At 49.6% G+C, this 14,351-nt stretch carries 3 protein-coding genes; all 3 read right to left on the minus strand.

The window, feature by feature from the left end; all coding sequences use genetic code 11:
* Position 1: 1 nt before the first annotated feature.
* The 3 genes from QMG91_RS17435 to QMG91_RS17445 are packed head-to-tail and all read right to left on the minus strand — an operon-like array spanning position 2 to position 14,292.
* Positions 2 to 3,376 (minus strand): non-ribosomal peptide synthetase, encoded by a 3,375-nt coding sequence (locus QMG91_RS17435; RefSeq protein WP_281827926.1) that lies wholly within the window; start codon positions 3,374 to 3,376, stop codon positions 2 to 4.
* A gap of 3 nt (positions 3,377 to 3,379) precedes the next feature.
* On the minus strand, positions 3,380 to 12,385 hold the full coding sequence (locus QMG91_RS17440) for a non-ribosomal peptide synthetase (protein ID WP_281827928.1): 9,006 nt from the start codon (positions 12,383 to 12,385) through the stop codon (positions 3,380 to 3,382).
* 56 nt (positions 12,386 to 12,441) lie between these two features.
* Entirely contained in the window at positions 12,442 to 14,292 is a 1,851-nt protein-coding gene (locus QMG91_RS17445) for a non-ribosomal peptide synthetase (RefSeq protein ID WP_281827930.1), read from the minus strand.
* Positions 14,293 to 14,351 lie beyond the last annotated feature (59 nt).

The following is a 14,351-nucleotide window of genomic DNA, read 5'->3' on the forward strand; positions in this document are numbered from 1 at the left end:
TCTAGATACTCATTTCGTTATCTTGTTCTTCCAGGAAGCTATGTTTCTGGTTCTCTTCAATAAACTGAGCCAGCTCACCAATAGTTTTGGTGGTGTATAAGTTCACCAGCTCAAGTCGAAGGGAATGCCCGAGATAGCGATTGATCTGACTGACCACCTTAATGGCGTTGATGGAGTTCCCCCCTACCTGGAAGAAGCTGTCATGTATGCCGACTCGCTCGACACCCAGAACCTCTTGCCAGATACCACACAGGGCGATTTCCAGCTCAGTTTCCGGTGCAGTGTAGCTGTCGCTGGCAGACCACTCCGGTTCTGGTAAGGCTCGGCGGTCTAACTTACCGTTCATGGTCAGCGGAATGGCGTCAATCTGAGTGAACGTCGACGGCACCATAAAGTCTGGAAGGGAGGCAGACAGGGCTTGTCTGATGTGTTCAACATCCAGCGTGGTGTCGCTGACAATATAGGCTGCTAAGTATTTTTCGCCCTCTTTCTCTCGGTCGATGACCACTGCCTGCTGCACCGTTGCCTCTTCCAGCAATACGGCTTCGATTTCACCCAGCTCAATACGGTGACCTCGGATTTTTACCTGAAAGTCATTTCGACCGATGTACTCCAGCTGGCCATTGTGACGCCAGCGCACCAGGTCGCCTGTTTTGTACAGACGCTCTTCGTGTCCTGCTATCGGGCTGGTGATAAAGCGTTCTTGTGTCAGTGCTTCTCGGTTGAGATAACCCCTCGCCAGCCCTACTCCGCCTATGTGCAGCTCTCCCGGCACACCAATTGGGCATAACTTGCCTTGGGTGGATAGCACGTAGCAGCTTTCGTTGTTTAAAGGAGTTCCGATAAGGTTGGCTTTACCTTGTTGGTACTCCGATTGAGTACTCCAGATGCAGGCTTCGGTTGGTCCATAAACCTGAATCACCTTCTGGAAACGCTGAGACAGACTTTGATACAGAGCTTCAGAGCCGCTTTCTCCACCCACTATCACGGTGATATGGGACAAATCGACCGACTCAGGCAAAGCCACTTGCAGCACTGACCACACCGATGGTGTGAGCTGAAGAACATTGGTCTTCAAAGCATGGCTAGATAGCGTGTCAGGTGCTTGATGGATGTCCGAAAGGTAGACTGTGCCGCCAGACAGCAGTGGTAACCCGTATTCCAGCCCAAAGATATCAAAGGTGTATTGCGTCAGACTAACCAGGGAGACAGGCTTTGCGCCCAGAGACTGGTGATATTGATGGATAAAGTCTGCGTAGGCAGCGTGCGGCATCATGACGCCTTTTGGCTTTCCTGTGGTGCCAGAGGTGTAGATGACGTACGCCAAGTCATTGCCTGAGATAGCTACATCCAGATTATCTGTTGATTGCCCCTCATACGCTGATGGGCTGTCCACCGCAATCAATTCAGGCAGCGCAGATAGCTTGTTGAGCCAGCTGTCCAGCCCACTCAATTTGCTTTGCTGAGTCAGCACCAAAGGCGCGGCGGTATCTTCAAAAATGAACTGCGCACGCTCTTTGGGGTATTCCGGCGAAACAGGGACATAAGCCCCTCCCGCTTTCAGCACCGCCAGTATGGCAATCAGCATTTCACTGCTGCGCTCCATAAATAGGGCAACGGGCGTATCGGGTTTCAGTTCGGATTGGTAACGTTGCTGATACGTCTCCCGAAGTGTGTTCGCCAACTGGTTGGCTTTTTCATTCAACGCTTGGTAAGTCAGTACTTCTTCCTGATACACCAGTGCTATGGCATCTGGTGTTTGTTGAGCCTGCGCTTCAAACAATCGGTGCCACGTGGGTTCAACGGGAAGCTCCGCCTCTGTTTGGTTCCAGTCGATAAATAACTGCTTCTCGCTGTCGGTTAGTACGTCTAACTCAGCGATGCTTTGCTCAGCATTACGGACAAACCCAGTCAGGATTTGCTGATACAACGCCAGAATGCGTTCAGCGGTAGCCAGCTCAAACAAACTTACCGCATAGTCCAGCCCGACTTTCAGAGCCTGATGCCCATCATCAACATGCAAAGTCAGATCAAACTTCGCGGGCGAGTAAAAACCTTCGCCTCCCAAATCTACCGATTCAAACGGCAATGCGTCCTGACTGAGTTCTTGATGGCCAAAGCTTTGCATGCCAAACATCACCTGAAACAGAGGATGACGCGACATATCGCGCTCAACGTTTAACACATCAATTAATCGCTCGAATGGCACGTCTTGATTCGCTTTGGCGCTGGTCATGACCTCGTGTACCTGCTTGATGAGGTCAGACACTTTGCTGTCGCCTTTTACCTGAGCTCGCAGTACCAGAGAGGTAGCAAAGAATCCAATCAGTTCTTGAGTCTGAGGAAGGTGTCGATTGTCCGACGGTGTCCCCACCAATTGGTCTTCCTGACCAGACAACGTAGCCAGTGCCACATAAAACGCACTCAGCATCACCACATACAAGGTCGTGTCGTGCTCACGTGCTAAGGATTTGAGTTGGTTGGACAGTTCTGGGGAAAGTGCCAGCGATACATTGTTCCCGCGATAATCCACTTTTGATGGTCTTGGGAAATCGGTCGGTAGGGCTAAGGTTTCGAAACCGGAAAGTGTGTTTTTCCAATATTCGGTTTGGTTGCCTGTCTCCTCACTTTCTAGTTGATGTCGCTGCCAGAATGCATAATCACAATAGTCGATCTCCAGCGCAGGAAATGTAGGCTGCTTGCCTGCTTTTAATGCGGTATAGGCTTGGGATAGTTCGCGCAGAAATATGTCTGTCGACCAGCCATCAAAGGCGATGTGATGCCACAGCATCAACAGATATTGTTTGTCGCCTACCTTGTACTGGATAAGGCGTAACGGTGGCTCTCTATCCAGTTCAAATGGGCGTGCAACGTCTTCGGCTAACGCCTGCTTAAATGCGTCAAACGAGTCCGCCAATCGCACGGGTATTGCGACGGGCAGATTGCTTTCATGCAAAGAGAATTGCCCCTCTTCACTTTGCTGATAACAGGATTTGAGTACCGGATGGCGGTCCACGATGTATTGAAACGCCGAGAGCAGTTGAGGTAACTGAATGTCGTCAGATAACTCCACGGTGTAGGGAATATGGTAAGCGTCCGTTCCCTGCTCAAACTGTTCGATGAAGAGCATACGCTCCTGAGCAAAGGAAAGCGCGCCTTTGCTCTCTGGCACTGAGAAGATTTCTTTACCCCAGAAGTCGTGCTTGGAGAAAATCTGATTGTTTTCTAAAACTTCCAATAACTGAGGCTTACTGGCTTTGATGGCGGTCAGCATCTCTTCGGAAGGTTTATCGGCACCAAACGCGAGTTTGATCGCGCCATCTTCCACCCATACAGACAACTCATTGGTTTTGATTTTATTGATTAGATCTAACATGGCTTAAATACTCATTTCGTTAACTTGCTGATCTAAGAAACCCGAGTCTTGTTGGGCTTGCAGATGTACGTGCAATTCAGCAATGGTTTTCAAATTAAACAGATGAATCAGTTCTAGACGGCCTCGAACTAAGGAGTGGCGATTGATCTGGCTGACCACCTTAATGGCGTTGATGGAGTTCCCCCCTACCTGGAAGAAGCTATCGTGAACGCCTATTCGCTCTGCACCCAACACCTCCTGCCAGATACCACACAACGCGATTTCCAGTTCGGTTTCCGGTGCAGTGTAGCTGTCGCTGGCTGACCACTCTGGTTCAGGTAAGGCTCGGCGGTCTAACTTACCGTTCATGGTCAGCGGAATGGCGTCAATCTGAGTAAACGTCGACGGCACCATAAAGTCAGGAAGGGAGGCAGACAGGGCTTGCCTGATGCGTTCAACATCCAGCGTGATGTCGCTGACAATGGTATCGCTGACAATATAGGCTGCTAAGTATTTTTCGCCCTCTTTCTCTCGGTCAATGACCACCGCCTGCTGCACCGTTGCCTCTTCCAGTAACACGGCTTCGATTTCACCCAGCTCAATACGGTGACCTCGGATTTTCACCTGAAAGTCATTTCGACCGATGTATTCCAACTGACCATCGTGACGCCAGCGCACCAGGTCGCCTGTTTTGTACAAACGTTCCTCGTGCCCTGCTATCGGGCTGGTGATAAAGCGTTCCTGCGTCAGTGCTTCTCGGTTGAGATAACCCCTTGCCAATCCTACTCCGCCTATGTGCAGCTCTCCCGGCACACCAATTGGGCACAGCTTGCCTTGATTGGATAGCACGTAGCAGCTTTCGTTGTTTAAAGGGGTTCCGATAAGGTTGGCTTTACCTTGTTGATACTCCGACTGAGTACTCCAGATACAGGCTTCGGTTGGACCATAAACCTGAATCACCTTCTGGAAACGCTGAGACAGACTTTGATACTGAGCTTCAGAGCCGCTTTCTCCACCCACTATCACGGTGATATGGGATAAATCGACCGACTCAGGTAAAGCCACTTGCAACACTGACCACACCGATGGTGTGAGCTGAAGAACATTGGTCTTCAAGGCATGGCTAGATAGCGTGTCAGGTGCTTGATGGATGTCCGAAAGGTAGACTGTGCCGCCAGACAGCAGTGGTAACCCGTATTCCAGCCCAAAGATATCAAAGGTGTATTGCGTCAGACTAACCAGGGAGACAGGCTTTGCGCCCAGAGACTGGTGATATTGATGGATAAAGTCTGCGTAGGCAGCGTGCGGCATCATGACGCCTTTTGGCTTTCCTGTGGTGCCAGAGGTGTAGATGACGTACGCCAAGTCATTGCCTGAGATAGCTACATCCAGATTATCTGTTGATTGCCCCTCATACGCTGATGGGCTGTCCACCGCAATCAATTCAGGCAGCGCAGATAGCTTGTTGAGCCAGCTGTCCAGCCCACTCAATTTGCTTTGCTGAGTCAGTACCAAAGGCGCGGCGGTATCTTCAAAGATGAACTGCGCGCGCTCTTTCGGGTATTCTGGCGAAACAGGGACGTAAGCGCTTCCCGCTTTCAGCACCGCCAGTATGGCAATCAGCATTTCACTGCTGCGCTCCATAAATAGGGCAACGGGCGTATCGTGTTTTAGCTCGGATTGGTAACGCTGCTGGTGAGTCTCCCGCAACGTGTTCGCCAACTGGTTGGCTTTTTCATTCAACGCTTGGTAGGTCAGCGCTTCTTCCTGATGCACCAGTGCTACAGCATCTGGTGTTTGTTGAGCCTGCGCTTCAAACAGTCGGTGCCATGTAGGTTCAACAGGAAGTTCTGAATCGGTTTGGTTCCAGTCATTAATCAGGCATTGCGCTTCTTGCTCACTGATCACTGTTATCTGTTCATGCAACTGCTGGCTGTCTGCCGCTACCGTAAGCAAGATTGACTCTAGTTGTTCAAGTAATCGAGCAGCCAATCTCTTGTCCAACAAAGTTTTATCAAAACCCAGTTGGATGCTGAGCACCCCTTCTTTCTCATACGCCATGATGGAGAACGGGTAATCCATCTTATCGCTCCAGCTGCGAGGCACGGTATCCGCAGCCAAACCCGAAGCGGTGTCATCGGCGTAAGATGGGTAGTTTTCGAAAATGAACAGGCTGTGGAACAGACGCTTTCCGTCTTTCTGAAGATCCGCCAGCGGCATGCTGCTGAAACTGTTTAACTCAGCAATGCTTCGATGAATACTTCTTAGCACATCGGCGATGGTGGATGACTCTTTCCATGTCACAGCTAAAGGAAGCGTGTTGATGTAGAGCCCGACACTCTCTTCAATTCCGTCGATGGGAATATCGCGCCCTGACACCGTCGTACCCACAATGGTTTGCGTGTCCTGCGTCGTCATTTGAATCAACTTATGCCAGGCAAACTGAAGTGCCACGTTGGTCGTCACGCCTAGCGACTGACACGCCGATTTTAGCAAAGCAAAGTGCTCTCCATCTAAACGATGCGTCAGCTCTGCGGGTTCCTGAAGTGAGCGAGAATCATCCAAGTTAGTCGGTTCAGAAAGCAATACACTAAGGTCATTCGCCGTCTGTAGGTTTTTGACTTTCTCCTGCCAGTAGCGCTGAGATGTCGAGTACTGCGCCACTTTATGCGCCTGAACACGGTCATAAACCGTATCTTTATTGATGCTTACTCCTAAGCCCTGAACCAACGCATCGTAGTGCTGGTGAACCGTTTTCAGCAGGATTGGATTACTCCAACCATCCGTCACACTGTGGTGCGCCGTCTGAATCAAGGTGTATTGACGCTCTGCCCGCTTAACCAGTGCGACTCGGAACAGCCCGGGTTTTGATAAATCGAACGGCTTGCGACGCTCTTGAGCCTGCAAGTCATCGATTCGTATATCGTGTTCGGATTCAGATACCCCAGAGAAGTCATGCAGAGTAAAGCGTTCACTCACATTCGATTTATCACTGATCACCTGAACAATCTCACCATCCCAGTGAAACGCCAGACGCAACGCTGGATACTGCTGTGCGGTTAACTCCCAAGCCTGTAGGTAAAGTGAGTGGTCAATGTGTCGTTCATAGTCCACCAGCACCTGAAGGCGATACGCGTCGTCATCGGGACGACTGATGTGATGATAAACAAACCCTTGTTGCAAACTGCTGGCTGGGTATATGGCTTCAAGACGAGCAGATCCGCTTACGCCAGATTGAATGACTTCAAGTTGTGGCTGGTGGAGGTTTGGACATTGGAAATCACTGGCGGTTTTGATACCCCCGGCTTTTGTCGTTTGTTCACACAGTGCTAAAACACGTTTCAGCGCAGATTTGAAAGACTCAACAAAACTCGCGGTTTGGTTTTGGGGCAGTTGAGAAAGCACCTCAAATTTCAACCGACCATTAAAGACGCCACCATTGATGTTTAATCTTGCAGAATCTTGGTTCTGAGAACCAATCACCTCACCGGCATCATCGTCTGTTACGCTCCAAAGTGCCGTTTGACCTGAGCTGTCCAGTTGACCGAGATAGTTGAAGTAAACATCAGGCAATGAATGTGATGCCAACACGGGGGCAAACGCGCCGTAACCGATGCCTTTTTCTGGAATGGCACGTAACATCTCTTTAGTGGAGATGAGTGTGTCTGACAGCTCAGAATGCGTACGTAGCCTGACCGGATAAGCCGTGGTAAACCAACCTACCGTGCGGGAGATATCCAATGAATCATCAATCGGCTCTCGACCATGCCCTTCAAGCGTAATGTGATGAACGGGCTGTTCAAACGTCTCAGTCATCGCATCGCTTAACGCCGTCAGCAGCAGGTCGTTAATTTCCGTCTGATAGCCCTGATTTGCGCTGTACACAAGCTGATGTGTCTCTTGCTCCGACAGGCTCAATTCCGCTTTGTGCTGAGGTGTTTGAGCATAGTCTACGGGTGAGTAGTCGGCGACGACTCGGTTCCAGTATTCCTGCTCTGCAGGGTGCGATTCTGGGTAGCAAGCAACGGCATCTGCCCATTGGCGATAACTACTGGTTTTGTCACCTAATGTCCTGCCGTTTACCAGCGCTTGCAGATCATCCGCCAGAATGCGCCAAGACATCGCATCGATAATCAGATGGTGGAAGGCAAACCACAACCTGGCTTCACCATTGGAATACCCTTCTATATGTGCAGCTCGCCACAATGGACCTTGGGACAAGTCGAAGTCGCTTTGCCAGCGAGTCAGTTGAGCCCTTATTGCGTCTTGCGTCATCGACATGGCGTTCAGCCTGCCAAGCGGCGCTAAAGTGACCTCTTTGAGGTAAATCTGCTCTGGTTTGCTAACAGAAAGATTGAATCGCGCTCTGAGGATGTCATGCTGCTTCGCCAGTTTATGCACCGCATCCTCAAGGGTTTGGTGCTCCAAGCCACTGGGTACTGTCAGCATAAACGCCTGATTCCAGTGATGTGGGTTCTCAAGCTTCTTATCAAAGAACCACTGCTGAATAGGCAGTAAAGTACACTCGCCTTCTAGCGTGCCCTGTTCCGCGATGATTTGAGTAACTGGAGCAGCTTCTGACAGACGCTCACTCAATTGGCGGACGGTCGGGCAGTCAAACATGTCTTTGACCTGAACCGAGAACCCTGCCTGACGAAGTTTGGACACGAGTTGAATGGCAATGATGCTGTCGCCACCGATACGGAAGAAGTTGTCGTTAACCCCAATGCTTTCCACACCCAGCACTTGCTTCCAGATCTGGCAGAGCGCCAATTCCTGCTCATTGTCGGGTGCCACATAGTTATTCTGGTCGACAAATTCAGGCTCTGGGAGCGCATTCCTATCTAGCTTACCTGCACTCGACAGCGGAAAAGCTTTCATTGGAACAAACGCCGCTGGCACCATGTAAGCCGGAAGTCGCTGGGATAAGTATTCGCTAAGTTCACCAAAAGTCAGCGATTTAGAGGCGATGTTGGGTGTATTGGTCAGATTCTCTCTGGAAATGTCTGTACCTAAATCCAGATTAGTGATGTTCACATTGTCTCTGTGGGAGAAGAACAGATGCAGCTTGCCAGCCTGACTCGCTTCATTGGCATGTAGCACCTTAAGCGTGTAACCGTAGCGCTTAGCTTGGTCATGTAGTGCTTCGATTGACGCGATGTATTCCAATGACACTGGTCTTGCATTCAAATTCGCCAGTACAGAACAGACCCGCTGATCTGGGTAACCACTCACCCACAGCTCTTCATATTGCTGCTCTTTTTGTTGCAGCAGATCGTCCAACTGAAAATCGGGCGTGTAAGTCACAGAGTGGAACGAAGTGAGTTCTGACTTCGAAGATGTTGTCGAGGTTCTGTCCACTTTGATGATCACATCAAACCGGAATCGATTCATTTCATGTTCTGCGTGCCCACGCTTTGGCAGAATCTCTACTGACTGTACGCAGTCAAACTGGTTCGACAATGCCAAAAAGTAAGCGGCGGCAATGGCTAACTCGGTTTCTTTTGATGCCAGCCATTTGGCTTGCTTCACCAATTGACGAGCAGGTTTGTCTGGAGAACGGTGGGACAAGATTGCCAGGTGAAACGCTTCAAGCAGGCGCAAATCTCGGATGTCCCCTAAGAACAATTGACCCTTATCGCTCATACCCTCAATGGCTTGTTTCAGCACTTTGTCGAGATACTGTTGACTCGGGAAATACTGAGACACCGAGTTCATCACTATGGTATCAACGGATTGCCCTTCCAATGACAAAGCAATCTGATCTGCCGGGCAGCTTACAAATTCACTGTTCCTCTCATAGCCCAGCACCGACGCGGCATGAGAAAGTCGCTTAATCGCATTTTCAGAGAAATCGGTGGCAATGTAGTGCTCGCACTGGCGATGCAAAGGGTAATAAATCAGACCAGAGCCAGAGCCAATCTCCAATACGCGACGAGGGTGCAAATTAGCAATTCTGGAAACCGTCGCATCTACCCACTCCCTCATCTCTTCAGCAGGAATGGGCGTATGAGTGAAGGAGCTCTTCCAGCCGCGAATGTCGAATTGGTCAATCGCCTGATTGTCAGATTTGTATTCGGCTTCGTACACACTTTTCCAGATGGCGACTCCATCTTCTTCCAGACTGCCATCGGATACCTGCGCGGCTTTTTCCGTGTAGTACCCCACCAATTTTTTCTCACCGGATTTCTCCACGGTGTGTACACACGCATTCTGAATACCTGGGTGGGCTTGCAACGCGGATTCGATCTCTTCAAGTTCAATACGGTACCCCCGCACCTTCACCTGAAAGTCGTTGCGCCCCAGATATTCCAGATCGCCATTCTCGCGGCGGCGAACCAGATCGCCGGTTTTATACAGCTTGTTGCGTCCCGTCTGAATGTCTTGTTGTGAAGCAAAGGGATTGTCCACAAAGCGTTCCTGTGTCAACACCTCGCGATTTAGATACCCGTCGGTTACCGCAACACCACCAATGTACAGCTCACCCGGCAAACCATCTGGACACAGTTGAAGCTGCTCGCTGTGCGGGTCCATGACCCATAGCTGAACGTTTTGGATCGCCTGACCGATAGGCACGGTATCCGTCTCGTTAAGCAGGCAGTCGTAATAGCTGACTTCGATGGATGCCTCTGTTGGACCGTATTGGTTATGTAGGCTTGCCCCGTGTTGATTGATGGCATTGAACAGCCGGATATGTTCGGGAGTCAGTGCGTCCCCGCTACAAAATACGCGTTTCACACTGGATGGCAGAGACAGGTTAGCTTGCTGAAGGTAGTGGCTCAGCCCAGTCAGCATAGGGGGAACAAAGTGAACCAGAGTGACGGAGTGATGGCGAATGGTCTCCAATATCAGTTCTGGTGACTGATGCGCTTTAGGCGCTGACATGACGATGGCGGCACCTGTCCAGTTCGCCCACAACAGTTCCCAGACCGACACATCAAACGTGTAAGGCGTTTTTTGCAGAACCCGGTCCTGCTCACTCAATGGATACTGGCTTTGCAGTGCTTCGATTCGGTTGACGACTCCGGTATGCGGCACCATCACACCTTTAGGTTGCCCCGTAGTACCCGATGTATAGATGATATAAGCCATGTCGCGGCTGGTGGTTTGGGTATCCAGGTTCTGAGCTGACTGTTTGGCGTAGGTCTCGACGCTATCAATGCATATGCATTCGGCTCCCAGCCCTTCTATGGTTTCTAAAACCGACTTTTCCCACGTTTGCTGCGTCAGGATAAATTGCGCTTTGGTGTCTTCAAGGATGTAGCGAGTACGCTTAACCGGGTTATCAGTCGCAATGGGTACATATGCCCCACCCGATTTCATCACTGCCAGAATACCGACCACCATCTCTAAGCTGCGATCCAGATAAAGTGCGATAGGCGTATTGGGAGATAAGCAATGTCGGTTTCGATTCAGATAACTTTCTTGAAGAAATCTCGCTAGCTGGTTCGCCCGCTGGTTTAACTGGCGATATGTCAGTGAGTGCTCACCAAATATCAGCGCGATGTTGTCTGGTGTTTTTTCCACTTGCGCTTCAAACATGGCGTGAAGCGTTTTGCTGCTTTGATACGGTTTTTGCGTTTGATTCCAACGCTCCGAATCCGCAAGTAACCGAGATAAATCCAACAGTGGCAACTGGCCAACCGACGATGACGAAGACATCTGGCATTGAATAATATGCTCAAATATCTCGCCAAAACGCGTAATGGTGCTTTCGTCAAACAGCGCGGGCTTATAGTTAAATGCCACACGTATTGAATCAGACTCATCTCGACAGATCAGGCTTAAGTCGTAACGGTTTTGATCATTACCAAGACGTTCCTCACCATATGGGCTCCAGCCATCTGCCTGGTATTGCTCACCTAAATGGCTTCGGTGTTCACGCAACAGAAACAAAGTGCGCGCGACCTGCCCATCCTGGCTGTCTTGCGTAATGTTGAGTTCTCGGTTTATCTGACCAAGGGAAATGTCGCTGTGTTCAATCGCATCAAATACCGTTTTTTGAACGGTTTGAGCCACTTCCCAAAAGGTCTGATGCGGGTCTGGCTGAACCCTGAGTAACGCCTCTCCGGCAAACAGACCTACCAACTCGCGAAGTTCTGGACGGCTTCGGTTGGTTAACGCAGACGCGATGGCGAGATCCGACTGACCTGTGATGCGGTGCAGCAATACCGAATACGCCGACAGCAAAGTGGAGTACAGCGATACGCCCTGCTCGGTGCAATGCTGCTTCAGCCATTGGGTCAGCGAAGCAGGCAATACATGCTCCCACTGGCGTACCTCTGTATCCGCCTGAATCCCAGGCATTCTGTCAAAAGGGAGCGACAGCGAAACATCACACTGATTTAACTGCTGCTTCCAATACGCCAGGTGCGCTGAACGACGATTTTGTTGCGCCTCTTGTTGCAACCAGTGGGCGTAGTCCCCCTGCTGAATCGGTAGCTCTGGAAGTACTGTCTCATTTGAACCGCAATGGTAGTGATGGAAAAAATCGCGCTCAAAGTTCGCTATCGAGCCTCCATCAAAAATCAAATGCGAGAAAACAAAGATAACTTTGGTATCTTCACCCTGAAGGGCGTGAATACGAAAAAGCGGTCCATTGTGTAAATCAAAAGGTTCGGCAATGAATTGCTGGATGACGTGGTTAAGATCGTTTGGGTCTGAAAGCTCAACAGACTGGTCAATGGCGTAATGAACTTCGGGTAACACACATTGCTTTAGCTTGCCTTCTTGGTTTCTGAATACGGTTCTCAGGCTTTCATGTCGTTGAACCACCTTATCCATCGCCGCTCGCACCGCATTCGCATCAAAGTTCTCTACCCTATACATACAAGGAATGTTGCTGGTCGACACCGATTCATTCAGGCTTTCCAGCACCCACATATCCTGTTGCAGCTCGGTCACCGGCAAAGTGTTAGTCTCTCGACTGACCTTTGAGATCCGACTCGTCGGTTTGAGTTTACGTTTAGCCAGAAGCTTTTTTCTTTGCTCTTGGGAAAGCGAAAGTCTTCCCTTTCTTTCACCACTCATACATTGCTCGCCTTATTGCTGACTGGTTGTTTTCATTGTTGTATTTCGATTGATGGCTACTCAGACGCCATCAGGGCTTCGATTTCTTCGTCACTCATGTCTGCCAGAATCAGATCTTCTATCCAGACGGAAAGATCTCGAATGGTGTTTGCGCGTGTAATAAAGTCGGAAAACTTCACTTCAACACCCAACTCAGAATGCACCGCCCCTAGAAGCTGAATTGCCAGAACTGAAGTCCCCCCCATCGCCATAAAGCCTTGTTCACAACATATGGGAGAACGATTGAAGACTTCACACCAGAGTCTGTGAACTTCTTCCTCAATGTCGGTTTCAGGGACATAAATTTCAGGTTTAGACAAGGAAGCGCCCTGTACATCGACGGGTTCCATTAACTGGATGGGGCGCTGGGCAAGGCTCTTGCGATCCACTTTGCCGTTGTCGGTCAATGGCAAGGTGGTGAGCAGTTGGATATGGCTGGGAATCATGTAATCGGGAAGTTTTGATACCAATGCTTCACGAATTTGTCCCGGGCTAAGCGACTCGTCAGAATGGAGCACCACAAATGCAGCAATACTGTCTTTGACCGACTCATTTTGTGAAAGGACAACCCCGACTTGCTGGACGTCGGAAACGGCTAAGATATGGCTTTCAATATCACCCAACTCAATACGATGGCCGTTGACTTTGACTTGATGATCTATGCGCCCTAAGCACTGATAGCTGCCATCGAGTTGGCGCACGCCTAAGTCGCCTGTTTTGTAGAGTTTCCCATTGGGTACTAAAGGATGTTGTACAAAGCTTTGGGCGGTTAACTCTGGCTTTTTCCAGTACCCTGCACTGACACCCATTCCTGTAATGCAAAGCTCCCCTACCTCACCTTCTTCAACAGGCTGCGCTTCTTCATTCAGAAGGTAAACTTGCGTATTGAGAATCGGGAGGCCAATATCCACCTGGCTTCGATGGGTAAGCTCCTGAACGCAAGACCACACGGTGGTTTCAGTGGGTCCGTACATGTTGAATAGGCGCGCGGAGGTCGCGCTTTGCAGTTTTTCGAGTAAAGGCTGCGGCAGAGCTTCGCCACCAATCAGCAGTAGATTGAGTTTGGACAGCGCCACCGTGAACATGGGGTCTTCCAAGAGTAATGTCAGATGCGATGGCGTGATTTGAAGCGCATCAACAGATTCCGTCACCTGTGCCAGTGCCGTGGCGGATTTACGTTGGTCGTCAGAAACAAGGTGTACAGATAATCCCTGCAGCAGAGCAACTATCGATTCGAGCACAAAAATGTCAAAGCATACCGTGGTCAGTGACGCGATACTGGCAACGCTGTCCAGACCAATGCTTTCCTGCATACCGGCATTAAAGTTCAGTAAGTTTTGATGGGTAACACACACGCCTTTCGGCTTTCCTGTCGAACCGGAAGTGTAAATGATATAAGCCAAGTCAGAAGGTTGGCTGGTATGCGCATCAAAACCCGAAGACATGGCTTCATATACAGAAGCACGAATCACGCAGAAATCAGATTGAACGCTTATCGCATTCATACATTCCAAACCGCTCTCATCAACCAACACTGCATGGCACTGACTGTCTTCAAGCATGTATTCAATGCGAGAGCTTGGGTAATTCAGGTCTATCGGAATGTACGTCGCCCCGACTTTTAATATCGCCAGCATAGAAACGATGGTATCAATAGAGCGTTCCAATAAAATGGCAACTCTGTTTTGTGGTTTTATCTGACTACTTATAAGTAAATTGGCAAGCTTGTTTGCTTTTTCTTCTAATTGACTAAAGCTTATTGCCTGATTATTAAAGACCACTGCGTTATTGTCTTTCGACAATAGCACTCTTTGTTCAAACAATCGTTGAAGGCTTATATTTTGATATTGATCACAACCATCAATCATATTTGTTCCACGTAATATTATTCATAAATGTAAAGCTATCTCTTTGAAATAGCCTTTAA

The organism is Vibrio nigripulchritudo (genome assembly GCF_027924785.1).
In the GTDB taxonomy this organism is placed as follows: Bacteria; Pseudomonadota; Gammaproteobacteria; order Enterobacterales; family Vibrionaceae; genus Vibrio; species Vibrio nigripulchritudo.